Genomic DNA, 21,422 nt, shown 5'->3' on the forward strand with positions numbered 1-21,422 from the left:
TCCCGAACGCGGATCCGCCCGTTTGCAAGATCCTGGACTACGGCAAGTTCAAGTTCCAGGAGCAGAAGAAGAAGAACGAGGCGCGCAAGCGGCAGAAGGTGGTGGAGATCAAGGAGATCAAGCTCCGCCCGAACATCGACACGCACGATTACGAGACCAAGGCGAAGTCGATGCACCGCTTCTTCGAGGAAGGCGACAAGGTGAAGGTCACCCTGCGCTTCCGTGGCCGCGAACTGGCCCACCCGGAACTCGGCATGAAGCTGCTGCAAAAGGTGAAGGCCGACTTCGAGCCCGTCGCCAAGGTCGAGTACGAGCCCCGCATGGAGGGCCGTCAGATGATCATGATCCTGGCCCCGCGGTGAGCGCCGGACACTTGGGATTCTGGGGAGCGGTCGCCGTCACGGCGGCCGCTTTCTTTTTGCCCGCCGCCGCCCAGAGCCAGGCCACGCCGGAGAACGCGCCCTACGCCCCGTTCAAGATCGGCGAAGGCCTCTACTACGTGGGCGCGGCCGACTATGCGTCCTACCTGCTGACCACCAAGGCGGGCCTGATCGTCATCGACGGCGGCGACCAGGCGACCGGCCGGCAGGTCGTGGCCAACATCCGCAGGCTGGGGTTCGACCCCAGCGCCGTGAAGGTGCTGGTCAACACCCACCAGCACTTCGACCATGCGGCGGGCCTGGCCGAGCTGAAATCAGCGGCGCCCGGGGCGAGGCTCTACGTCAGCGCCGCCGACGCGCCGATCGTCGAGGCGGGCGGCAAGGGCGACCCCTACCTCAAGGGTCCGGCCTATGAGTACGCGCCGACCAAAGTCGACGTGATCCTGAAGGACCAGCAGACGGTCAGCCTGGGCGGCGTGACCCTGACCGCCAACATCACGCCGGGCCACACCAAGGGCTGCACCACATGGACCTTCCCGGTCACTGTGGCCGGCAAGGTGCGCCAGGCGCTGGTCCACTGCTCGTCGAGCGTGCTGCCGGGCTACCGGCTCGTGGCGCCTGAGACCTATCCGGGCATGGCCGCGGACTACGAGAAGAGCCACCGGTTCTGGCTGAACGCGCCGTGCGAGGTGTTCCTGGCCAGCCACGCCCGGTTCATCGACCTGGACCGCAAGAAGAAGGCCTTGGACGCCGGCAAGCTCGACGCCTTCGTCGACCCGGCGGGCTGCAAGGCCTACTACCAGGCCTCCTACAAGAGCTTCCGCTCGGCGCTCGAGAAGCAGCAGGCCGCGGCGAGGTAAGGCTCTTCCGCTCCAGCTCGTCGGTCGGGCGGCGGGGCCGGCCGACTGTGTCCCAGCGGCCCTTGTGGGCGCCGTCCCGGCGGCCTAACACCGTTCATATGTCCTCAGCGCCGCCGCGGGAGGCGACCAAGCCGCCCCGGTTCGCGGCCGCGTCGCTGATCGCCCTGATCTTCCTGAACATGCTGGGCTTCGGGATCGTGGTCCCGTTGCTGCCCTTCTATGCCAAGTCGTTCGACGCGCCGCCCTGGCAGATCGCGCTGATCTTCTCGGCCTTTTCGGTGGGCACCTTCTTCGGGGAGCCGTTCTGGGGAAAGCTCTCCGACCGCTATGGGCGCAAGCCCCTGTTGATCATGACCATCGTGGCCAACGGCCTCTGCTACCTGGCGCTGGCGTTCGCGCCGACCGCCTGGGCCGCCTTTGGCATCCGGCTGCTGGGCGGACTGTTCTCGGGGAACGGCTCGGTGATCCAGGGCTATATCGCCGACGTGACGCCGCCGGAGCGGCGGACGCGGGCGATGAGCTACCAGAGCGCGGCCTGGAACGTCGGCCTGATCGTCGGGCCCTCCATGGGCGGCCTGTTCGCCCGGCCGGAAGCGGGCCCTCTCGGCTTCCAGCTGCCCCTGTTCATCTCGGCCGGCCTGTTCGCCAGCTGTGCGCTGGGCATCGCGCTGTTCATCCGCGAGAGCCGGGCGCGCGACACCTCGGGCCGCCGCCAGCCCAGCCGCTGGCGGGCCACGGGCGAGGCGGCCCGCCACCCCGTCATCGGCAAGCTGATGCTGGTCACCTTCCTGGTCGGCTTCGCCTTCACCGGGGTGGAGTCGATCTTCGGCCTCTGGGCGCAGGCCCGCTACGGCTGGGGCCCGCGAGAGGTGGGGGTGGCCTTCGCCTTCGCGGGCGCCGCATCGGCCCTCACCCAGATGACGGTGGCCGGTCCCCTCGCCGAGCGCTTTGGCCAGGGCCGGATGCTGGCCTTCGGCATGGCCGTGACGATGATCTGCCTGGCCCTGCAGCCGCTCGTCCCCGTAGGGCCGGCCACCATCGTCCTGATGTCGCTGAGCGCCGTCGGCCAATCCGTGGCCTGGCCGAACGTCAGCGCCATGATCTCGGAAGCCGCGGACCCGCACCGCCAGGGCCAGGTCCTTGGCCTCAACAACGCCATGAGCGCGCTGGCGCGGGTGATCGGCCCCTTCTGCGCCGGACTGTCGTTCGCCGGCCTGACCATCCACGCGCCGTTCCTGCAGGGGGCCCTGGCCGTCGCGCCGGCCATCTGGCTGGCGCTCGCCGCCGGCGAGATCGCCCGCCGCCAGCGCGGCGGAGCGGCGCGGTGAGCACGCCCGCCGACGAGCGGCGGGCGCTCGCCGTCCTGCTGTCGGTGATCTTCCTGATGATCGCCGGCTTCGGCCTGGTCATTCCCTTGTTGCCCTTCTTCGCCCAGGCGTTCGACGCGCCGGCCTGGCAGGTCACCCTGATGTTCTCGGCCTTCTCGGTGGGCCAGTTCCTGGGAGAGCCGTTCTGGGGCCGGCTGTCGGACCGGGTCGGCCGGCGGCCGGTGCTGATCGTGACGATCACCGCGGTGGCGGCGAGCTACGCCGCCCTGGCGTTCGCGCCGAACATCTGGGCCGCCTTCGTGATCCGCTTCGTGACGGGGATCTTCGCCGGCAACATCTCGACCCTGCAGGGGGCGATGGCCGACATCACCCCGCCCGAACGCCGCGCCGGGCGGATGGGAATCATGAGCGCCGCGTTCAGCGCCGGCTTCATCTGTGGCCCGGCCATCGGCGGCCTGCTGGCCCAGCCGGGGCGCGGCCCCCTGGGCTTCCAGCTGCCGCTGCTGGTCGCGGCCGGCTTCGCGCTCGCCTCGGCCGTGGCGGTAGTGGCCTTCGTGCGCGAGCACCGGCCCGACGTGCCGCCTGCGCCGCCGCACCGGCGCCGCGCCGGCCTCACCGAAGCCATGGCCCACCCGGTGATCAGCCGCATGGTGGTGATCAGCTTCATCACGGTGGTGGGCTTCGCCGGCATCGAGGCGACCTACGGCCTGTGGACCGAGGCGCGCTTCGGCTGGGGCCCGCGTCAGATCGGCTTGGCCTTCATGGGCATCGGCCTGCTGGGCGCGGTGTGCCAGGGCTGGCTGTCAGGCCGGCTCGCCCGCCGCTACGGCGAGCCCAACACCCTGACCGGCGGCTTGGTGCTGATGGGGATCGGCCTGACCACCCAGTGGCTGTCGCCGACCTGGCACGTGGCGATGGTGGGGTTCGCCTTCGTCTGCGTCGGCCAGTCGCTCTGCTTCCCGAACCTCACCGGCCTGATCTCCCAGGCCGCCCCGCCGGACCGCCAGGGCGAGATGCTGGGCCTGAACATGAGCGGCATGGCCCTGGCGCGCATCGGCGGGCCGGTGCTGGCGGGCCAGCTGTTCAGCCTGGTGAGCCCCGGCTCCCCCTTCGCCGTCGCCGCCCTGCTGATCCTGCCCGCCATCTGGTTCGCCGTGCAAGTGAAGGCCCGCGCGCCCCTGCCTGCCTGAGCGCGCGCCTTGCGCCAGGCGCCTCTTTCGCGTATTAGCCCGCCCCTTCGGAGCCGCCTGGCCAAAGGCATGCCATGGCGGTTCATAAACACGACCAGAAGGACGGGGCTTCGCGGCCCCGACGTGAAATGCCGAAACTGAAGACGAAGTCGGGCGCGAAGAAGCGCTTCAAGCTGACGGCGACGGGTAAGCTCAAGGCCGGCGTCGCCGGCAAGCGCCACCGCCTGATCAGCCACAACGCCAAGTACATCCGTCAGAACCGCGGGACCAAGGTGATGAGCGAAGCCGACGCTCAGATCATCAAGAAGTTCCTGCCGTACGGCCTCTAAGGGAGATCTGACAGATGGCTCGCGTGAAGAGGGGCGTCACCGCCCACGCCAAGCACAAGAAGGTCCTGGAGCAGGCCAAGGGCTTCTACGGCCGCCGCAAGAACACCATCCGCGCCGCCAAGGCCGCGGTGGACAAGGCCGGCCAGTACGCCTACCGCGACCGCAAGGTCCGCAAGCGCAACTTCCGTTCGCTGTGGATCCAGCGGATCAACGCCGCGGCCCGGCTCGAGGGCTTTACCTACTCGCAGTTTATCCACGGCCTGGACCAGGCCGGGATCGAGATGGACCGGAAGGTCCTCGCGGACATCGCGGGTAACGATCCCACCGGGTTCAAGGCCATCGCCGACAAGGTTCGCGCCGCGCTGGCTTAAGGCTCCCGGATCCCAGGATCCAAAAGCTTCGAGAAGCCCTCCGGCCGAACCGCCGGAGGGCTTTTTGCTGCGCGCTCTCCGGGAGGTTCCCAGCCGCCCAATCCTCCTCTAGAGCAACCGCCGTCATGACCGACCTTTCCCAACTGGAAGCCGACCTCACGGCCGCCGTCGCCGCCGCCGGCGACGTGGCCGCCCTGGAGACCGTTCGCGTCTCCGCCCTCGGCAAGTCCGGCTCCGTCTCCGAGCTTCTCAAGACGATGGGCCAGCTCAGCCCCGACGAACGCCGGGAGCGCGGCCCGCTGATCAACGGCCTGCGCGACCGGATCACTGCCGCCATCGCTGCGCGCAAGGCCGAGCTGGAGGCCGCCGAGCTGGAGGCCCGCCTGGCCGCCGAGCGGGTGGACCTGACCCTGCCCCCGCCGCCCGAGCGGCGCGGCCGCGTCCATCCCACCATGCAGGTGCTGGACGAGATGATCGCCATCTTCGCCGACATGGGCTTCGGCCTGGCGGAGGGCCCCGACATCGAGGACGACTTCCACAACTTCACGGCCCTGAATTTCCCGCCCAAGCACCCGGCGCGGGAGATGCACGACACCTTCTGGCTGCCGCAGAACGAGGCCGGAGAGCGCAAGCTGCTTCGCACCCACACCAGCCCCGTGCAGGTCCGGGTCATGCAGCAGGGCCAGAACAAGAAGCTGCCCGGCTGGATCGCGCAGGGCCAGGCGCCGCCGATCCGGGTGATCGTGCCGGGCCGGGTCTATCGCTCCGACAGCGACGCCACCCACACGCCCATGTTCCACCAGATGGAAGGCCTGGTCATCGACCGGAATATCCACATGGGCCACCTGAAGTGGACGCTGGACGCCTTCACGCGGCGGTTCTTCGAAACGGACGCCGTGGTCACCCGCTTCCGGCCGCACCACTTCCCGTTCACCGAGCCCAGCTGCGAGATGGACGTGCAATGCGACCGCTCCGGCGGCTCGATCAAGATCGGCGAGGGCTCCGACTGGCTGGAGATCCTGGGCGGCGGCATGGTCCACCCCAAGGTGCTGGCCAACTGCGGCCTCGATCCAGACGAATGGCAGGGTTTCGCCTTCGGCCTCGGCATCGATCGCCTGGGCGCGCTGAAGTACGGCATGCCGGATCTGCGCGACATGTTCGCGTCCGACGTGCGCTGGCTGGAGCACTGGGGCTTCTCGGCCTTCCAGGCGCCCAATCCCGCGACCGGCCTGAGCTGAGCTTCGAGAGGATCACGCGATGAAGTTCACCCTCTGCTGGCTCAAGGAGCACCTGGACACGACCGCCACCGTCGAGGAGGTGGTCGAGGCCATGACCATGGCGGGTCTCGAGGTTGAAGGCGTCGAGAACCCGGCCGCCAAGCTCGCCAAGTTCACGGTCGCCAAGATCGTGGAGGCCGTGCAGCACCCGAACGCCGACAAGCTCAGGGTCTGCCAGGTCGACACCAAGGATGGCCGGCTGGAGATCGTCTGCGGCGCGCCCAACGCGCGGCCGGGCCTCACCACGATCTACGCCCCCATCGGCGCCTATGTGCCCGGCTCGGGCATCACCCTGGAGCCGCGGCCGGTACGCGGCGTGGTCTCCAACGGCATGCTCTGCTCGGCCAAGGAGCTGGAGGTCTCGGAGGAGTCCAACGGCATCGTGGAGCTGCCGGACGAGCTGCCCGTGGGCGCTTCGGCCGTGGAGGCGTTCGGGCTGGAAGCGGTGATCGACTTCGAGGTGACGCCCAACCGGCCTGACTGGCTGGGCGTGCGCGGCATCGCTCGCGACCTGGCGGCCGCTGGCCTGGGTACGCTGAAGCCGGATCCGCTTGAGCCCGTGCCCGGCAAGTTCCCCTGCCCGGTGGAGATCCGCGTCGATGGCGACGCCTGCCCCGTGTTCGCCGGACGGCTGATCCGCGGCGTGAAGAACGGCCCCTCGCCCGCCTGGCTGCAGCAGCGGCTCACGTCGGTGGGCCTGCGGCCCATCAATGCCCTGGTCGATATCACCAACTACATCTCCTACGACCGCGCCCGGCCGCTGCACGTCTACGACCGCGCTCTGATGGTGGGCGACGTCATTGAGGCGCGTCTGGGCAAGGCCCCGGCGGAACCGTCGGACGAAGCTACGCCCAGCCCGCACGCCCACAAGGACGAGCAGCTGATCGCGCTCGACGGCAAGACCTACGACCTGACGCCCGAGATGAGCGTCATCGCCGATGCGGACGGCCAGCGCCCGATCGGCATCGGCGGGGTGATGGGGGGTGAGTCCACCGGCTGTTCCGAAGCCACGGTCGACGTCTTCGTGGAGTGCGCCTGGTTCGACCCGATCCGCACCGCCCAGACTGGGCGGGCCACCGGCATCACCTCCGACGCCCAGTATCGCTTCGCGCGCGGCGTGGACCCTGAGAGCGTCGTGCCGGGGCTGGAGCTGGCCACGCGCATGATCCTTGAGCTGTGCGGCGGCGAACCGTCCGAGGTCCGGGTGGCCGGGCAGGCGCCCGCGCCGCCTGCGGCCTTCGCCTTCGACCGCAGCTATGTGAAGCAGTTGTCCGGCCTCGACCTGCCGCGCCAGCGGACGGATGAGATCCTCGAGAAGCTGGGCTTCCAGCTGTCGGGCGACATGGTCCAGCCCCCGTCCTGGCGCCGCGACGTGGAGGGCAAGGCTGACCTGGTGGAGGAGGTCGCGCGGATCGAGGGCTATGACCGCCTGCCCCTGGAGCCGTTGCCCGAGGTTCCGCCGTCGGCCGGCGGCGCGCTGACCGTGCGCCAGGCGCGCATGCGCACCGCCCGGCGGGCGATGGCGGCGCGGGGCTATGCGGAGGCGCTCACCTGGAGCTTCATCCGCACCGACTGGGCGCAGCTGTTCGGCGGCGGCCAGCCTGAGCTGGTGCTGGCCAATCCCATCGCCGCAGACCTGGCCTGCATGCGCCCCTCGGTGCTGCCGAACCTGATCGATGCGGCCGCCCGCAACGCCCGCAAGGGCTTCGCCGACGCCGCCCTCTTCGAGGTGGGCCCGAATTTCCGCGGCGACGAGCCCGGCGACCAGTGGACGGCCGTGGCGGCCCTGCTCGCCCCGCACACCCCACGCCGCTGGGACGGCCAGAAGGCCGACGCCCTGTTCCAGCTGAAGGCCGACCTTGCCTTCCTGCTGGAGGAGTTGGGCGCGCCTGGGCTGCAGACGGTGCAAGGCGCCAACTCGCCTTGGTGGCACCCCGGGCGCTCGGCGCGCCTGCAGCTGGGACCGAAGAACGTGGTGGCCGAGTTCGGCGAACTGCACCCGCGGATCCTCAAGGCGCTCGACGCCGAGGGGCCGATGCTGGCGTTCGAGCTGAACCTCGAGGCCCTGCCGGAGCCGAAGAAGAAGGCCATCAAGACGCGGGCCGCGCTCGAGCTCTCGACGCTGATGCCCCTGCGGCGTGATTTCGCCTTCCTGGTAGACGAAGCTGTTCCGGCCGGCGACCTGATCCGTCCAATCGCCGGGGTGGACAAGGCGCTGATCGCGGACGTGCGGATCTTCGACGTCTACCAGGGCAAGGGCGTGCCCGACGGGCAGAAGTCGGTCGCCCTGGAGGTCACCCTCCAGCCGCGGGAGAAGACGCTCACCGACGCCGAGATCGAGGCGCTGTCGGGCCGGATCGTCGCGGTCGCGGAAAAGGCCGTGGGCGCAAAGCTGCGGTCGTAGGCCAGCGCACGGCGCAGGCGCGGCCCTGCGCCGCCTTGCGCTGGCCCGCTGGGGCCCGCAAGCCTCAGGCGATGTCCGATTCCTCTGCCGCCCGCACCTGCGAGGGCTGCGACGCCTGCTGCACCGTCATGGCGGTCCGAGAGCTGCCGAAGGCGGCGGGTGCGCCCTGCAGCCACCTGCTCGGCGGCTCTCGCGGTTGCGGGATCTGGGGCGAACACCCGCCCTCCTGCCAGACCTTCCACTGCCTCTGGCGACACGGAGAGGCGCCGCAGCAGCTGTTCCCGCCCGACTGCGGCTTCCTGCTTGCCGCGGGCGAGCGCGGCCGGTGGCCCGTGGCGGTGCAGGTGGTGTCCTTGCCGGGACGCCGTCACGCCTGGAACACGCCTGAGAACCGCAAGGTCTTCAGCGCGCTGGCGGCCACGTGGAACGGGGTGGTGACGATCACGGATAGCGACGGCCGCGCCAGCCACGCCTTCGCGCCCAGCGGCCGGGTCTATTCCCGCACATTGCATCCCGAAGTCTTCCCGCAGGGCGGCGCGATCGTGGCGGTGCCCCGGTCAGACTACGCCGCCGCCTGAACAGCCTATTGGCGGAGCCATCCGAGGCCCAAGTGGAACCGGGCGGCGACGCCGGTGCTTCGGTGCGGATGGGAGATGCGAGATGAGCGACGAGAGCGAGGTCGAGCCGGAAGGCGGGCCGCACATGCGGCTGGTCGCGATGCCCCGGGACACCAATCCCAGCGGCCACATCTTCGGCGGCTGGACGCTGTCGCAGATGGACCTGGCGGGCGGGATCTTCGCCGCGGCGCGGGCGCGCGGCGGGGTGGCCACCGTGGCCATCGACGCGATGAAGTTCCTTCGGCCCGTCAACGTCGGCGATGAGGTGAGTTGCTGGTGCTCCGTCGCCGAGCAAGGCGAAACCTCGATCAAGGTTCGCATCGAGACCTGGGCCCGCGATCGCACGTCGGACAAGGCGAAGAAGGTCACCGAGGGCTTCTTCACCTACGTCGCGCTGGACGAGAGCGGGCACCCACGCAAGCTGGACGCGGGCTGACGCCCGCGCTCGCACCTTAGAACGGCAGGATCTGGCGCTTCTTGGAGTAGCTGAGGTAGCCGACGTTGGCGCCGAGACGCACACCGACGCCGGCGCGGATCGGCGCCAGGGTGACGCCGGCCGCCTTCTGGAAATTCACCCCCAGGCCGCCCACAAAATAGGCGGAGCCCTCCACGCCGGGGAAGCGCTGGAACAGGGTCTCGGGGTTCTCCAGGTCATAGCAGAGTGTGAACACCCGGCTGGCGTTGCCGCCGAAGTCCCAGCCGGCCGACGGCCCCTGCCAGAAGACTTCCACCGGCTCGCGGCCCTTCATGTAGAGCAGGCCGCGGCCGTAGCGGGCGCCGATAACCAGGGCGCCGGAGCCTTCCTCGCCCGCAATGTAGGCGGTCGGCCGGCCGTTCTTGGCGAAGATCTTTTCCACCGCCGCGCCGGCGGTCTCGGCCGTCACGCCCATGAAGTCGGAGACGTTCTGCACCATCTCGTCGCGCGTGTAGGTCTTGTCCGACGCGGCAGCCGGATCCTGGGCCGGGTAGCTCGGCGTCGAATTGGGCGGGGGCGGAGCCTCGGCGCGCGGCGGCGCCGGGTCATCAGCCGAGCGCACCGGCGGCAGTTCGCGGACTTCGGTAGACTGGGCCCGCGCCACGGCGGTCGCGCCGAGGCTGACGAGGCCGGACAGAACAAGGGTGCGGCGATCCATGGGCGCGTCTCTCCTTCAGGTGTCGAACCAGCTCCCGCCCAGGGCCAGTCATTGCGGTGCTCAGTTTAACGGGGGATTAACCACGCACGCCGTGACGCGACGCCGCGTCTCGTAAGCGGCGCGTCCCTATGCTGCGCGCGCGAATGTGATAGACGCACGCGCCATGGCTACCCCGCTCGACAAGATCCGCAACTTCTCCATCGTCGCGCACATCGACCACGGCAAGTCGACGCTGTCCGACCGCCTGATCCAGGAAACCGGCGCGCTGACCGCCCGCGAGATGTCCGAGCAGGTGCTCGACAACATGGACATCGAGCGCGAGCGGGGGATCACCATCAAGGCTCAGACCGTGCGCCTGCACTACCACGCCGACGACGGCGAGACCTACATCCTCAACCTCATGGACACGCCTGGCCACGTCGACTTCGCCTATGAGGTCAGCCGGTCGCTGGCGGCGTGCGAGGGGTCGATCCTTGTGGTCGACGCGTCCCAGGGCGTGGAAGCCCAGACGCTGGCCAACGTCTACCAGGCCATCGACAACAACCACGAGATCGTGCCGGTCCTGAACAAGATCGACCTGCCGGCCGCCGAGCCGGATCGGGTGCGCCAGCAGATCGAGGACGTCATCGGCCTCGACGCGTCCGACGCGGTCGAATGCTCGGCTAAGTCGGGTGTCGGCATCCACGACGTGCTGGAAGCCATCGTGAAGCGCCTGCCCCCGCCCAAAGGCGACAGGGACGCGCCGCTGAAGGCCCTGCTGGTCGACGCCTGGTACGACCAGTACCTGGGCGTCGTCGTCCTGGTCCGCGTCTTCGACGGCGTCCTGAAGGTGGGCCAGAAGGTCAAGATGATGCAGACCGGCGCCCAGCATCAGATCGATCGCATCGGCGTGTTCCGGCCCAAGCAGACGGAAGTCGCCGAGCTGGGTCCTGGCGAGGTCGGCTTCATCACCGGCTCGATCAAGGAGGTCGCTCACGCCGCCGTCGGCGACACGATCACCGACGAGCGCAAACCCACCGAGGCCCCGCTGACCGGCTTCCGCGAGGTGCAGCCGGTGGTGTTCTGCGGCCTGTTCCCCGTGGACGCCGCCGACTTCGAGGACCTGCGCGCCGCCATCGGCCGCCTGCGTCTGAACGACGCCTCGTTCACCTACGAGATGGAGACCAGCGCCGCGCTCGGCTTCGGGTTCCGCTGCGGGTTCCTGGGCCTGCTGCACCTGGAGATCATCCAGGAGCGCCTGAGCCGCGAGTTCGACCTCGACCTGATCGCGACGGCGCCGTCGGTGGTCTACCGCGTCCGGATGACGAACGGCGACGAGATCGAGCTGCACAACCCGGCCGACCTGCCCGACCCGGTGAAGATCGACACCATCGCCGAACCCTGGATCAAGGCGACCATCTTCACGCCCGACGAGTATCTGGGCTCGATCATCAAGCTGTGCCAGGACCGCCGCGGCGAGCAGCGCGAACTCTCGTACGTCGGCTCCCGGGCCATGGTGGTCTACGACCTGCCGCTGAACGAGGTGGTGTTCGACTTCTATGACCGGCTGAAGTCGATCTCGAAGGGGTACGCCTCCTTCGACTACCAGATCGAAGGCTACCGGGTCGGCGATCTGGTGAAGATGTCGATCCTGGTGAACGCCGAGCCGGTGGACGCCCTGTCCATGCTGGTCCATCGCGACCGCGCCGAGCAGCGCGGCCGCGGCATGGTCGAGAAGATGAAGGAACTCATCCCGCAGCACATGTTCCAGATCCCGATCCAGGCCGCGATCGGGGGACGGATCATCGCGCGCGAGACCGTGCGGGCGCTCCGCAAGGACGTGACCGCCAAGTGCTACGGCGGCGACATCAGCCGCAAGCGCAAGCTCCTCGACAAGCAGAAGGAGGGCAAGAAGCGCATGCGCCAGTTCGGCAAGGTGGAGATCCCGCAGGAAGCCTTCATCGCCGCCCTGAAGATGGACGCGGACTGAGGCCTACGGGCGCTTGCCCGGGAGAGCCGGGGCCGTCCGCCATTCCGGCCTGGCGCTTGCCCGCTCCACCATCGGCTCTTCGGCGGATGGTCGCCCTCTCCCAGAGCGTGGGAAAGGAGGCCCTGATCAGATCTGGTTGAACTCGCCGCAGCGGCACTTCACGACCAGATCGGACAGCACCGAACGGTCCTGCGCGGTGAAGATCACGTCGTCGCAAGCCCCGCAGACGAACTTGGCGGTCGCCCCGTCGGCGACGCCGTCCTGGGCCTCCACCACGGTCCGGCGGCCCACGAACAGGCCGGGGAAGGTGCGCATCGAGACCTCGAGCATGACGGACTAGAACTCCTGAACAGTGTGCGGGCCTATAGCCCAGCCCCTTCGCACCTGCAAAAACTCTTCAATGAAGATGTTGTTGCAATGCAGCGTTATCTGAATCGCGATCCTTCGTCGGCGCGACGCTTACCGGGGAGCTGAACGCCGCGCGGCTGAGCGCAGGCGACGGAACAAGCGCCGGCGAGGCACATTGGCCCGGGGCCATGCGCTTCCTGTGCGATGAAATGCTGGTGCGGCTGGCGCGGCTACTGCGCGCAGCAGGGTACGACACTTACCTGGCGAGCGGTGGCGAGAAGGACTTCGCCCTGCTGCACATCGCGCGCGAAGAAGGCCGGCTGGTTCTGACCCGCGACAAGGCGCTGGCCGCCGCCGCGGCGCCTGATTCGCTGCTGATTTCCGGCCATGGCGTTGAACAGGAGGCCCAAAGCCTTTCCGCCGCCGTGCCGCTGAACTGGGACTTCGCCCCGTTCACCCGGTGCGTCATGGACAACGCGCGGCTCCGGCCCGCCACCCACGACGAGATCGACCGCATGCCCGTGCAGGCCCGGGCCTTGCCGGGGCCGTTCCACGCCTGCCCGGCGTGCGGGCGCCTCTATTGGCCGGGCAGCCATGTGCGGCGCATGGCGGCCCGCCTGACCGGCCTCTCCGCGCCGGAAGCTTGACGATTTGGTGACGGCGCCCGAAATGGCTCGCCCACAATCGGGTGGGGAAGACCGGATGCGGAAGCTGATCGTTCTGGGCGCGGCCCTTTCGGCCCTGTGGGTGGCCGGCTGCAACACCATGAGCGGCCTCGGGCGCGACCTGGAAGCGGCCGGCGCGGCCGTGGCGAGCACGGCCGAGGACGCGAAGCGCTAGAGTAGGAACGACGGCGCCTGCCGCGCCGTTGACCGGGACCCAGCAAGGAGGTCCCATGAGCACGTCCAAGCATCCCGGTCCCGGCGAGGTCCAGCCGCCGCGCGACGACCTTCAGGACGACCCCGGCATCGGCGCGTCCCGCGGCACGACCATCTCAGGCGAGGATCCGCACATCCTGCGGCAGGATGCGGAGAACTCCGAGGAAGGCGACGCGGCCAACGACGCCGACGCCACCGGAGCGCCCACCCCGATCGAGCAACAGCGCTCGCACCCATAGCGGGCCGCGGTTCGGCGAGGCGCTCTTTCGCCGGAGGGCTGGGCGGGCCATATGGACGACGCATGACCGAAATCCGTCACCCCGTCGGCCCGTCCGTCTCGCGCGGCCTGAAGCATCGTTGCCCGGCCTGCGGCAAGGGCGCCCTGTTCCGCAAGTACCTGAAGGTCGCCGAGCGCTGCGAGGTCTGCGACCTCGACCTTCAGCGCTATCCCGCCGACGATGGCCCGGCCTACCTGACCATCCTGCTGGTCGGCCACCTGATCGTCGCGCCGCTGTTCTTCTTCCCGATCGTCTGGGAAAGCCCCGCCTATCTGTCGCTGCCCATCCTGCTGGGCAGCCTCTCGGTGATCACCCTCATGGCCCTGCCGCGCATCAAGGGCGGATGGATTGGCCTGATGTATGCGATCGGGGTCACCGACCGCGAAGCACGCCTGCATACGGCCGACGTCGCCGACTGACGATTGGCGCTCCCCGCCTGATCCCGTAGCATCCCCCCAAAGAGAAGCTCTGGGGGAAATCAATGACCGCGACCGAAACGGGCGCCGAGGATCTGGCGCCGTCGGCCGCCGCTGCGCCGGGACTGACCGCCGCGCAGAGGTTCAAGGCGATCCTGGGGGGTTCCGCGGGGAACCTGGTCGAGTGGTACGACTGGTTCGTCTACTCGTTCTTCGCCGTCTATTTCACCAACCACTTCTTCCCCGGCGAGGACCAACTCGCCAGCCTGCTGAAGACCATGGCGGTCTTTGCGGTCGGCTTCTTCGCCCGCCCCCTGGGCGCCTGGTTGATGGGCCTCTACGCCGACCGTGCCGGGCGCCGCACGGCGCTGACGGTGGCGGTCAGCATGATGTGCCTGGGCTCGCTGATCATCGCCGTCCTCCCGAGCTACGAGGCGATCGGCGTGGCCGCGCCCATCCTTCTGGTGCTCGCCCGTATCCTGCAGGGCCTGTCGGTGGGCGGCGAGTACGGCGCCAGCGCCACCTACCTCTCGGAAATGGCCGGCAAGCGCCGACGCGGGTTCTGGTCCAGCTTCCAGTTCGTCACCATGGTCATGGGCCAGCTGATCGCGCTGGGCATCCTCAGCCTGCTGCAGTCCACCCTGACCAAGGCGGAGCTGGGCGAATGGGGCTGGCGCATCCCCTTCTTCATCGGCGCCGCCATGGCTGTTGTGGTGTTCTGGATCCGCGCCCGCATGGACGAGAGCCAGTCCTACGAGAACAGCAAGGCGCGCGGCGAGGAACGGGCGCGGACCATGATGCTGTTCACCCGCTACCCCAAGGAGGCGCTGCAGATCTTCCTGTTCACCGCCGGCGGCTCGCTCGCCTTCTACAGCTACACCACCAACATGCCGAAGTTCCTGGTGGGCAGCGGCGGCTTTGCCGACGGCGTGGCGACGGCGATCTCGGCGGGCTCGCTGATCGTCTATCTGCTGGCCCTGCCCTTCTTCGGCTGGGTCAGCGACCACACCGGGCGCAAGGTGACGCTGGCGCTGGCGTTCGGCGGCTGCGCCCTGATCACCTACCCCGCCCTGTCCGCCCTCCAGGCTGGCCCCAATCCGTTCGTGGCCTTCCTGATCGTCTCGGCCCTTGTCTTCCTGCTCTCCGGCTACAATTCGGTGAGCGCCGTGGTGAAGGCCGAGCTCTTCCCGGCCAACGTGCGCGCGCTGGGCGTCGCCCTGCCCTACGGCATGGCCACAGCGTCTTTTGGGGGCACCGCCGAGATGGCCGCCCTGGCCTTCAAGCGGGCAGGCAACGAAAGCGGCTTCTACGTGTACGTGGCGCTCGCCATGCTGGTGGGGCTGCTGGCCGTCTTCACCCTGCGTGACAACCGCAAGCACAGCCTGATCCTGGAGGACTGATGCCGGTCAGCCCGGTCGACCTCGCCGCCTTCGGCCTCTTCCTTGTCTGCTGGCTGGCCTACCAGCCGCTGCTGGGCGTGCTGTCGAAGCAGCGGGGCGGGGTGATCAACACCGACATGAGGGTCATCCGGGGCGCCTGGATGCGCAACATGGTGGCGCGCGAGAACCGGTTCATGGACGGCCAGCTGCTGGGCCACGCCCTCAACTCGGCCTCCTTCTTCGCCTCGTCCAACCTGATCCTGATCGCGGCCGCGGCCGGCGCTCTGTTCGGAGGGGAGGACACCTTCCGCAGCGTCTCGGCCCTGGTGGTGATCCGCACCGCCTCGCGGTTCCTGTTCGAGTTCCAGCTGGCCCTCGTGCTGGTCTGCCTCGCCCGCGGGCTCCTCGACTTCATCTGGTCGATCCGCCAGATGAACTACTGCATCGCCACGGTAGGCGCGGTGCCGGACAGCCTGACGCCGGAGGAGACCGCCCGCTTCGGAGACATCGCGGCGCGCCTGCTGAACCCGGCGCTGTCGTCCTTCAATTCGGGGATCCGCGGCTACTATTTCGCCATCGCCGCCGGCGCCTGGCTGTTCGGGCCCTACGCCTTCATGACGGCGACGGCCGGCGCCATGGTGCTGCTGCTGTGGCGGCAGCGTCGCTCCCCGGCCGCGAAGGCCATCAGCGACCTGCGCCGCCTGATCGAGGCGACGCCTAGGCGAGCCCCAGCTCCAGACGCGCCTTCTTCGTCAGCTTCGCCGCAATGAGGTCATGGCTGGTGACCAGCCAGGCATTGAGGTCCTCGGGCGTGGCGTCGGCCAGGTTCACGATCACCCACTGGCCCTTGGCGAGGTAGGGCGCCTGGCGCGCGGGGCCGCCGTCTCCCGTCAGGACCTCGAAGCCGATCTCGGTCACCTTGAACGAGACGGCGCCCTCGCCGCAGATGGCGAACACCTTGCCGCCCACCTTGTAGACGTCCGAGCCGCCCCACTGGATGACATGGGTCACGCCAGGCAGGCCGCGGCAGATCTCGTCCACCGGACCCGGCCAGGCGGCCGCGCCTTCGCTCATCGCCGCCGCCCGGGTCGTGTCAGGCCTGGACGCCGACGCCAATCGGGCAGGTCACGCCCGTGCCGCCGATGCCGCAGTAGCCGTGCGGGTTCTTGGCCAGGTACTGCTGATGGTAGTCCTCGGCGAAGAAGAACGGCCCCGCCGGGGCGATTTCGGTGGTGATGCGGCCGTAGCCCTGCTGGCCCAGCGCCTGCTGGTAGGCCTCCCGCGAGGCCTCCGCCGCCTGGGCCTGGGCGTCGTTGGTCGGGTAGATGCCGGATCGGTACTGGGTGCCGATGTCGTTGCCCTGGCGCATGCCCTGAGTGGGGTCGTGGTTCTCCCAGAAGGTCTTCAGCAGGTCCTCGTAGGTGAGCACCTTGGGATCATAGACCACCAGCACCGCCTCGGTGTGGCCGGTGCGGCCCGAGCAGACCTCCTCATAGGACGGATTGGGCGTGACGCCGTTCACGTAGCCGACTGCGGTCACATAGACGCCCGGCAGCTTCCAGAACACGCGCTCGACGCCCCAGAAGCAGCCCATGGCGAACACCGCCGTCTCCAGACCGTCCGGATAGGGCCCCTTCAGCGGCCGGCCGTTGACGAAGTGGGTCTCGGCGGTGGGGATCGGGTGCGCCCGGCCCGGCAGTGCGGTCTCCTGGGTCGGCAGCTCGAGCGTCTTGTTGAACAGCATAAGAAGGCTCCTGGGCTGGCTGCGGAATATAGGGGCTCGCGCCGCCCGTTGCACCTCGCGCCCGCCCGCATCGCCGCACCTGCGAACGCCGCTTGCCCCCGGACCCGTCCTGACTATATTGCGCGCCTCCCGAGGGGAGCCCGCTCCCCTTCGTGGCGCGTGGTGAGGTGGCCGAGTGGTTGAAGGCGCACGCCTGGAACGCGTGTATAGGTGAAAGCCTATCGAGGGTTCGAATCCCTCTCTCACCGCCACTTCGTTTGACGTTGTTGGGTTTTTGGGCCGACCCTGAGCATAATGCGCGTTGCATGAAGACAAGTGGCGAGGTCGGTTGGCGCCGCTCTTCACCCACCCTCAGGGACCGCGCAGATGACGATCATAGCAGAACTGGCGCTCGACTTCGCTGATTCCGGCGACGCGGTGCCGGTTCGGCTATTCGCTCCAGAGAAGCCAGAGCGCTCGTGGGTTTGTCGTTACGAGGCCGCCAATCCGATCGATCACTGCCTGGACGTGCACGGAGAGACCAGCCTCCAGGCTCTTGCGCTCGCCATTAAGGCGCTATCCGCGGCGCTTTATGGTTCAGCCGCGTATAGGAGCGGAAAGCTGGGCCTCTATGGTCAGTTCGGAGGCTATCCCGGCATTCCCGCGCCAAACGTCTTCCTGGATGAGGCCCCATATCCATTCTGAGCCTTGGCCCCAGAATGGCCGGCCGGCCCGCGGGCCACGGAACGGTAATGCAGTTGGGCGGAGGACACTTGGCTCCGACTGCTCCCACCGAAGCGTTTCCCTAAAATCCTCTCGTGCGCACCGCAGAGCGACGGCGCGGCTTAACACCTGTCTGGGTTCCCGGCGCTCGGTTGGGCTGAAGCCGCTTCTCCGCGCCTGTCTGGCTCGTTCAAGAGGCTCGTCCCTGCCGGCCTCGCCCCCACCGACTTCAGCTACGAACAGCCATGATCCAGTGGCGGCTCTAGGACTTCGGCCGGCCAGCTGAACCGCGCCAAGACGACCAAGCTTGGTCTAGGTCCAACCGCACACGCCCGGACCGTCGTGGAGCCGCATCCGTCGCCTCGGCGCTGACGGACGGATAGGACTCGCATGTGCTGAAGAGCGGCTCGATCGGCAGCAGGTCGTCGGGAAAGGCCTTCGGCAGGATCTTGCCCCTCGCCAGGCCGGCAAGGAAGCCTGTCACGTCGCACTCAATCAGCTCAAAGCTGTGAAACGCTCGGTCCCAGACCACGATGGGCCAAGCTTCGGCCCGGGACCCCCGCCTTAGCCAAAAGAGGTAATCGCCGTTGTCGGTGCCGCCGAGCGGGAGCAGCCCTTCGGGCGCAGGCCACATCGGGTACGGCAGATCTTCGTATCCCGAAAACGCTGCAGAGATCGCGCGCGCTTGGGGCGCCAGCTGAATGTTCGGGTTTACAGAGCGCGGGACGTTCAAGCCCAGGAACTGTAGCCAATAGCCCGCGCCATAAAGCCGACTAAGGTCCTTGTAGTCCTGGGGGAGCGGGCCGCCGAGGTCCGCTTCGATCACACCCCACGGCCCGCCGAACGCCTCCACTGGCAGACGCGGCGGCGGGATCACGGCTACCAAGGCCTCTATGGTCACTTCCGACGCCCCGCTGGGTTCACGATCAAACGCGCGGAAGGTGCGCCGCGGGTTCGGATGGCGGTCACCAGGATCGAGGCGGGCGCCTGCATCCCTGCGGAGTAGAGGGGTGTTGACGTGTACTCGACAACCTCACCGGCTCGCACTCGCCGTGAGATTTGCCGTTCGTAGCCGCTCATCTGAGGAACGTTCGCGCCGTTCTGGGTGAGGGTGACTATGTTCCGGCGATCACCGCCACTCCCTCCCAAACCTGCGGCGAACAGGTGGCCCCTTCCGTCATTGAAGGTTCTCCCGTTCCCAGACCACCCAGGCGGTTTAATCCGACGGTCCGCTCTCGTGCCTGTACCAAGCATTGGCGCGGTGACCGTGGCGGTCACACCGGTCGGCTGCCCGCTCGCGTTGAGCTCCCGCCGGCGCGACGACCCGCCCGCGGCGGATCGGAGGCGGCGTCGCCGCCGCCTCCGCCGTACTCAGAAGCTCTTGCGTACGGTGACGCCCGCGGTGCGGGGCTGGCCGACCTGGAAGCCTAGGCGGGCGCGGCCGCCGCGTTCGCGGTCGAACGAGAGGCGCGGGTTCTCGTCGAATACGTTGTTCACGTAGGCGACGATGTCCGTGCCGTTCTCCATCTCCACGCCGACGCTGAAGTTCACCAGCTCGTAGGCGGGCAGCTTGAGGTCGACGATGGTGGCCCGCGTGCCGGTGGCGCCGCCAAAGGCTAGGCCGGAGACGAAGGAGCGCGGGTTCTGCTCCTGGTCGCTCGCCTGGGTGTAGCGGCTGCCCACGTGCTGGGCCGAGACGTTGATGAAGCCGTCGACGCCGGCGCGGATCGGCCGGGTGTAGGTGGCGCTGGCGGAGATCTGGAACTTCGGCACCGAGGGCAGGCGGTTGCCCTCGCGGATGCCGCCGATCACCGCGCCCGTGCCGTCGCGGACGGTCGAGTCGAACTCGGCCTCCACCACGCTGCCGGACACCGACAGGTCGAGGCCGTCGGCCAAACGGGCGGTGAACTCGGCCTCCAGGCCCATGGTGTGGGCCTCGGGCACGTTGAACACCACGCGCGAGGAGCAGGAGCCGGCGTCCAGCGTCGTCTGCAGGTTCTTGATGTCGGTGTAGAAGCCCGCCGCGTTGAAGGTGACGCCGCCGAAGCTCGACTTCACGCCGGCCTCGTAGTTCCACAGGGTTTCGTCGTCATAGGACTGGAAGCCGCCGAAGATGGCGGCGTCCTGCGGCGTGCAGAGCGGCAGGTTCAGCGGGTCGTTGACGCCGCCGAGCCGGAAGCCCTTGGCGGCCTGGGCGTTGAAGGTCACCGCGTCGCTGAACTCGTAGGAGACCAGAACGCGCGGGGTGAAGCCGTCGGAGCTGGTCTTGTCGGTGTCGTTGTCGCCGTTGGCGAACAGGCCGCCCGAGATGAACTGCCGCTCCTCGTCGAAGTCGTAGTAGCGGCCGCCGGCGGTCAGCGAGAGCCGGCCGAAGTCGTAGGTGGCTTCCCCGAAAACGGCCCGTTGCTTGATGTCGTAGGGCAGCGAGGCGTTGTAGGGCGAGTTGGCCTGGAAGCCGTTGCGTACGGACGCCGAGGTGCCGGCGCCCAGGACGGCGTCGGTGGCGGCGTCGTAGCCGGGAGTCGGCAGGCGCTGGTTATAGACCCGGTCCACCTTGGAGTAGAACGCCCCCACCAGCCATTGCAGCGGCCCCTCGGTGTTGGAGGCGATGCGTACCTCCTGCGAGAACTGCTCGAGGTCGGTGGTGTCGCGCAGGTTGGACGGCAGCAGCACCGCCGAGGCCGGGAAGCCCAGGTCGACCGAGACGCTGCCGGTCAGGGCGCTGGCGTCGCGGCTGACCAGGATGTCGCGGTCGATGTAGCTGGTGATCGAGGTCAGGGTGACGGCGCCCAGGTCGGCCTCCGCCGTCAGGTCGGCCAGGAAGGTCTTGTCCTCGAACGCCTCGTCCAGGAGCAGGAACTGCTCGCGGTCGTCGAAGGTCACGGCCGGCCGGGTGGTGGTGAAGGGGTTGGCGTAGAGGTTGTAGACCTCCTCGCGGTTGAAGCCGTCGGCCTTGATCTCCTGATAGACCACGCGCGGCGTCAGGCTGAGGTTTTCCGTCGGCTGGAACAGCACCGACAGGCGCCCGCCGGTGCGGGTCCCGTCGTTGACGTCCTCGTCCCGCCGGCCGCCTTCGCGCAGCGCGTCGATGAAGCCGCCGTACTTGGTGTGGTAGGCGACGGCGCGCACCGCCATCGCGTCCGACACCGGAATGTTGATGGCGCCCTTCAGGTGGCCCCCGAAATCGTCGCCGTCGACCAGGTTGAGGTTGCCCTCAACCTGACCTTCCGAGACGCCCAGACGCGGCTGATTGGTGATGTAGCGGATCGTGCCGCCGACCGAGCCCGAGCCGAACAGCGTGCCCTGCGGACCGCGCAGGGTCTCGACGCGATCAAGATCGAACAGATCGAGGTCCGGCGTGAACAGCGACAGCGAGATCACCGACTCGTCGAGGTAGACGCCCACCTGCTCCTTCACGCCGGGCTGGTCGCGCACGACCTGGCCGGCGGAGACGCCGCGCACGGCGACCTGGCTCTGGCCGGGGCCGAGGTTCTGGATGGTGAGGCCAGCGACGTTGCGGGAGAGATCCTCGAGCGTCGTCGCCCCCGACCGCTGGATGTCCTCCTGCGTCTGGGCGTTGATGGAGAACGGCACCTCCTGGATGGTCGACGCCCGCTTGGTGGCGGTGACGATGACCTCCTCCACCTCGGCGGCGGTCTGGGCCGTGGCGACGGCGGGGACCGCCAGCAGAGCGGCCAGGGATGCGGCGGCCATGAGGCGCGGGCGCACGCCCCCGCGCTTCCGGGACTGGGGATGCATGTGGATGTTCCTTCCCTCTTTCGACGCTCGCGCCTCGGCTCAGCCCGGCGCGAATCATGG

At 68.7% G+C, this 21,422-nt stretch carries 23 protein-coding genes, 1 tRNA gene and 2 pseudogenes; 19 read left to right on the plus strand and 7 right to left on the minus strand.

What is annotated here, in order from left to right; translation table 11 throughout:
• The 10 genes from infC to VIL67_RS00905 all read left to right on the plus strand — a co-directional run.
• A partial coding sequence (infC, locus tag VIL67_RS00860) for a translation initiation factor IF-3 (RefSeq protein WP_332046951.1) occupies positions 1-362 on the plus strand: 362 nt, incomplete at its 5' end.
• A gap of 56 nt (positions 363-418) precedes the next feature.
• Entirely contained in the window at positions 419-1,240 is an 822-nt protein-coding gene (bla, locus tag VIL67_RS00865) for a subclass B3 metallo-beta-lactamase (RefSeq protein ID WP_332046952.1), read from the plus strand.
• 98 nt (positions 1,241-1,338) lie between these two features.
• Complete coding sequence (locus VIL67_RS00870; protein ID WP_414696153.1) at positions 1,339-2,568, plus strand: MFS transporter; 1,230 nt, start codon at positions 1,339-1,341, stop codon at positions 2,566-2,568.
• Positions 2,565-3,758: an MFS transporter gene (locus tag VIL67_RS00875; RefSeq protein WP_332046954.1), complete on the plus strand. Its 1,194-nt coding sequence runs from the start codon at positions 2,565-2,567 to the stop codon at positions 3,756-3,758. The genes VIL67_RS00870 and VIL67_RS00875 overlap by 4 nt, the downstream gene beginning before the upstream one ends.
• Positions 3,759-3,886: 128 nt before the next feature.
• A complete protein-coding gene (rpmI, locus tag VIL67_RS00880; RefSeq protein ID WP_332046955.1) occupies positions 3,887-4,087 on the plus strand; it encodes a 50S ribosomal protein L35 in 201 nt (66 codons plus the stop codon).
• A 14-nt stretch (positions 4,088-4,101) separates the two neighbouring features.
• The gene (gene rplT, locus VIL67_RS00885) at positions 4,102-4,458 is read left to right on the plus strand and encodes a 50S ribosomal protein L20 (RefSeq protein WP_332046956.1); all 357 of its coding nucleotides are present in this window, start codon (positions 4,102-4,104) and stop codon (positions 4,456-4,458) included.
• A 125-nt stretch (positions 4,459-4,583) separates the two neighbouring features.
• Complete coding sequence (pheS, locus tag VIL67_RS00890) at positions 4,584-5,696, plus strand: phenylalanine--tRNA ligase subunit alpha (protein WP_332046957.1); 1,113 nt, start codon at positions 4,584-4,586, stop codon at positions 5,694-5,696.
• A 19-nt stretch (positions 5,697-5,715) separates the two neighbouring features.
• Positions 5,716-8,139 (plus strand): phenylalanine--tRNA ligase subunit beta, encoded by a 2,424-nt coding sequence (gene pheT, locus VIL67_RS00895; RefSeq protein WP_332046958.1) that lies wholly within the window; start codon positions 5,716-5,718, stop codon positions 8,137-8,139.
• 71 nt (positions 8,140-8,210) lie between these two features.
• Complete coding sequence (locus tag VIL67_RS00900; RefSeq protein WP_332046959.1) at positions 8,211-8,717, plus strand: hypothetical protein; 507 nt, start codon at positions 8,211-8,213, stop codon at positions 8,715-8,717.
• An 82-nt stretch (positions 8,718-8,799) separates the two neighbouring features.
• A complete protein-coding gene (locus VIL67_RS00905) occupies positions 8,800-9,192 on the plus strand; it encodes an acyl-CoA thioesterase (RefSeq protein WP_332046960.1) in 393 nt (130 codons plus the stop codon).
• Positions 9,193-9,208: 16 nt separating this feature from the next.
• On the opposite strand, the gene VIL67_RS00910 is transcribed toward VIL67_RS00905, so the two are convergent.
• Positions 9,209-9,889, minus strand: a complete 681-nt coding sequence (locus VIL67_RS00910) for a DUF1134 domain-containing protein (RefSeq protein WP_332046961.1) — start codon at positions 9,887-9,889, stop codon at positions 9,209-9,211.
• Positions 9,890-10,052: 163 nt separating this feature from the next.
• Between VIL67_RS00910 and lepA the strand changes: the two genes are divergently transcribed.
• On the plus strand, positions 10,053-11,858 hold the full coding sequence (gene lepA, locus VIL67_RS00915; RefSeq protein WP_332046962.1) for a translation elongation factor 4: 1,806 nt from the start codon (positions 10,053-10,055) through the stop codon (positions 11,856-11,858).
• Between the two features lie 126 nt (positions 11,859-11,984).
• Here lepA and VIL67_RS00920 read toward each other — a convergent pair whose 3' ends face one another.
• Positions 11,985-12,188 carry a hypothetical protein gene (locus tag VIL67_RS00920; protein ID WP_332046963.1) on the minus strand — a complete coding sequence of 68 codons (204 nt, stop codon included), beginning with the start codon at positions 12,186-12,188 and terminating at the stop codon, positions 11,985-11,987.
• 206 nt (positions 12,189-12,394) lie between these two features.
• Here VIL67_RS00920 and VIL67_RS00925 point away from each other — a divergent pair, with 206 nt between their 5' ends.
• The 6 genes from VIL67_RS00925 to VIL67_RS00950 all read left to right on the plus strand — a co-directional run bounded on the left by VIL67_RS00925 (position 12,395) and on the right by VIL67_RS00950 (position 15,927).
• Entirely contained in the window at positions 12,395-12,853 is a 459-nt protein-coding gene (locus tag VIL67_RS00925) for a Mut7-C RNAse domain-containing protein (protein ID WP_332046964.1), read from the plus strand.
• A 55-nt stretch (positions 12,854-12,908) separates the two neighbouring features.
• Positions 12,909-13,046 carry an entericidin A/B family lipoprotein gene (locus VIL67_RS00930; RefSeq protein WP_332046965.1) on the plus strand — a complete coding sequence of 46 codons (138 nt, stop codon included), beginning with the start codon at positions 12,909-12,911 and terminating at the stop codon, positions 13,044-13,046.
• 55 nt (positions 13,047-13,101) lie between these two features.
• Positions 13,102-13,323 carry a hypothetical protein gene (locus VIL67_RS00935; RefSeq protein WP_332046966.1) on the plus strand — a complete coding sequence of 74 codons (222 nt, stop codon included), beginning with the start codon at positions 13,102-13,104 and terminating at the stop codon, positions 13,321-13,323.
• 62 nt (positions 13,324-13,385) lie between these two features.
• Complete coding sequence (locus VIL67_RS00940; protein WP_332046967.1) at positions 13,386-13,781, plus strand: DUF983 domain-containing protein; 396 nt, start codon at positions 13,386-13,388, stop codon at positions 13,779-13,781.
• Positions 13,782-13,843: 62 nt separating this feature from the next.
• Positions 13,844-15,178, plus strand: a complete 1,335-nt coding sequence (locus VIL67_RS00945) for an MFS transporter (RefSeq protein ID WP_332046968.1) — start codon at positions 13,844-13,846, stop codon at positions 15,176-15,178.
• A complete protein-coding gene (locus VIL67_RS00950; RefSeq protein ID WP_332046969.1) occupies positions 15,178-15,927 on the plus strand; it encodes a DUF599 domain-containing protein in 750 nt (249 codons plus the stop codon). The genes VIL67_RS00945 and VIL67_RS00950 overlap by 1 nt, the downstream gene beginning before the upstream one ends.
• Here the strand turns inward: VIL67_RS00950 and VIL67_RS00955 are convergent.
• Together VIL67_RS00955 and msrA are read right to left on the minus strand one after the other, a co-directional pair.
• Positions 15,875-16,231 (minus strand): MmcQ/YjbR family DNA-binding protein, encoded by a 357-nt coding sequence (locus tag VIL67_RS00955; protein ID WP_332046970.1) that lies wholly within the window; start codon positions 16,229-16,231, stop codon positions 15,875-15,877. The genes VIL67_RS00950 and VIL67_RS00955 overlap by 53 nt on opposite strands.
• Positions 16,232-16,250: 19 nt before the next feature.
• The gene (gene msrA / locus VIL67_RS00960) at positions 16,251-16,901 is read right to left on the minus strand and encodes a peptide-methionine (S)-S-oxide reductase MsrA (protein WP_332046971.1); all 651 of its coding nucleotides are present in this window, start codon (positions 16,899-16,901) and stop codon (positions 16,251-16,253) included.
• A gap of 161 nt (positions 16,902-17,062) precedes the next feature.
• On the opposite strand from msrA, the gene VIL67_RS00965 reads away from it, so the two are divergent.
• Together VIL67_RS00965 and VIL67_RS00970 are read left to right on the plus strand one after the other, a co-directional pair.
• Positions 17,063-17,152, plus strand: a tRNA-Ser gene (locus tag VIL67_RS00965).
• A 115-nt stretch (positions 17,153-17,267) separates the two neighbouring features.
• A complete protein-coding gene (locus tag VIL67_RS00970) occupies positions 17,268-17,585 on the plus strand; it encodes a DUF6968 family protein (RefSeq protein ID WP_332046972.1) in 318 nt (105 codons plus the stop codon).
• Between the two features lie 280 nt (positions 17,586-17,865).
• Here VIL67_RS00970 and VIL67_RS00975 read toward each other — a convergent pair whose 3' ends face one another.
• The 3 genes and pseudogenes from VIL67_RS00975 to VIL67_RS00980 form a co-directional block, all read right to left on the minus strand.
• The gene (locus VIL67_RS00975) at positions 17,866-18,480 is read right to left on the minus strand and encodes an SMI1/KNR4 family protein (protein WP_332047965.1); all 615 of its coding nucleotides are present in this window, start codon (positions 18,478-18,480) and stop codon (positions 17,866-17,868) included.
• Positions 18,481-18,500: 20 nt separating this feature from the next.
• Positions 18,501-18,899: pseudogene (locus VIL67_RS19615) on the minus strand (DNA/RNA non-specific endonuclease); the annotation flags it as partial.
• Positions 18,900-18,974: 75 nt separating this feature from the next.
• Positions 18,975-21,342 (minus strand): annotated as a pseudogene (locus VIL67_RS00980) (TonB-dependent receptor); the annotation flags it as partial.
• Positions 21,343-21,422: the final 80 nt, after the last annotated feature.

It is taken from the genome of Phenylobacterium sp., from assembly GCF_036563385.1.
Taxonomy (GTDB): Bacteria; Pseudomonadota; Alphaproteobacteria; order Caulobacterales; family Caulobacteraceae; genus Phenylobacterium.

What these genes read in the sequence shown, in the direction of transcription:
- VIL67_RS00935 (WP_332046966.1), top strand. Translation starts at nt 13,102, where the DNA reads ATGAGCACGTCCAAGCATCCCGGTCCCGGCGAGGTCCAGCCGCCGCGC.
- pheS (WP_332046957.1), top strand. Translation starts at nt 4,584, where the DNA reads ATGACCGACCTTTCCCAACTGGAAGCCGACCTCACGGCCGCCGTCGCC.
- VIL67_RS00945 (WP_332046968.1), top strand. Translation starts at nt 13,844, where the DNA reads ATGACCGCGACCGAAACGGGCGCCGAGGATCTGGCGCCGTCGGCCGCC.
- VIL67_RS00900 (WP_332046959.1), top strand. Translation starts at nt 8,211, where the DNA reads ATGTCCGATTCCTCTGCCGCCCGCACCTGCGAGGGCTGCGACGCCTGC.
- rpmI (WP_332046955.1), top strand. Translation starts at nt 3,887, where the DNA reads ATGCCGAAACTGAAGACGAAGTCGGGCGCGAAGAAGCGCTTCAAGCTG.
- VIL67_RS00950 (WP_332046969.1), top strand. Translation starts at nt 15,178, where the DNA reads ATGCCGGTCAGCCCGGTCGACCTCGCCGCCTTCGGCCTCTTCCTTGTC.
- VIL67_RS00955 (WP_332046970.1), bottom strand. Translation starts at nt 16,231, where the DNA reads ATGAGCGAAGGCGCGGCCGCCTGGCCGGGTCCGGTGGACGAGATCTGC.
- pheT (WP_332046958.1), top strand. Translation starts at nt 5,716, where the DNA reads ATGAAGTTCACCCTCTGCTGGCTCAAGGAGCACCTGGACACGACCGCC.
- VIL67_RS00940 (WP_332046967.1), top strand. Translation starts at nt 13,386, where the DNA reads ATGACCGAAATCCGTCACCCCGTCGGCCCGTCCGTCTCGCGCGGCCTG.
- VIL67_RS00905 (WP_332046960.1), top strand. Translation starts at nt 8,800, where the DNA reads ATGAGCGACGAGAGCGAGGTCGAGCCGGAAGGCGGGCCGCACATGCGG.
- VIL67_RS00910 (WP_332046961.1), bottom strand. Translation starts at nt 9,889, where the DNA reads ATGGATCGCCGCACCCTTGTTCTGTCCGGCCTCGTCAGCCTCGGCGCG.
- VIL67_RS00920 (WP_332046963.1), bottom strand. Translation starts at nt 12,188, where the DNA reads ATGCTCGAGGTCTCGATGCGCACCTTCCCCGGCCTGTTCGTGGGCCGC.
- VIL67_RS00925 (WP_332046964.1), top strand. Translation starts at nt 12,395, where the DNA reads ATGCGCTTCCTGTGCGATGAAATGCTGGTGCGGCTGGCGCGGCTACTG.
- VIL67_RS00930 (WP_332046965.1), top strand. Translation starts at nt 12,909, where the DNA reads ATGCGGAAGCTGATCGTTCTGGGCGCGGCCCTTTCGGCCCTGTGGGTG.
- VIL67_RS00870 (WP_414696153.1), top strand. Translation starts at nt 1,339, where the DNA reads ATGTCCTCAGCGCCGCCGCGGGAGGCGACCAAGCCGCCCCGGTTCGCG.
- msrA (WP_332046971.1), bottom strand. Translation starts at nt 16,901, where the DNA reads ATGCTGTTCAACAAGACGCTCGAGCTGCCGACCCAGGAGACCGCACTG.
- VIL67_RS00970 (WP_332046972.1), top strand. Translation starts at nt 17,268, where the DNA reads ATGACGATCATAGCAGAACTGGCGCTCGACTTCGCTGATTCCGGCGAC.
- lepA (WP_332046962.1), top strand. Translation starts at nt 10,053, where the DNA reads ATGGCTACCCCGCTCGACAAGATCCGCAACTTCTCCATCGTCGCGCAC.
- rplT (WP_332046956.1), top strand. Translation starts at nt 4,102, where the DNA reads ATGGCTCGCGTGAAGAGGGGCGTCACCGCCCACGCCAAGCACAAGAAG.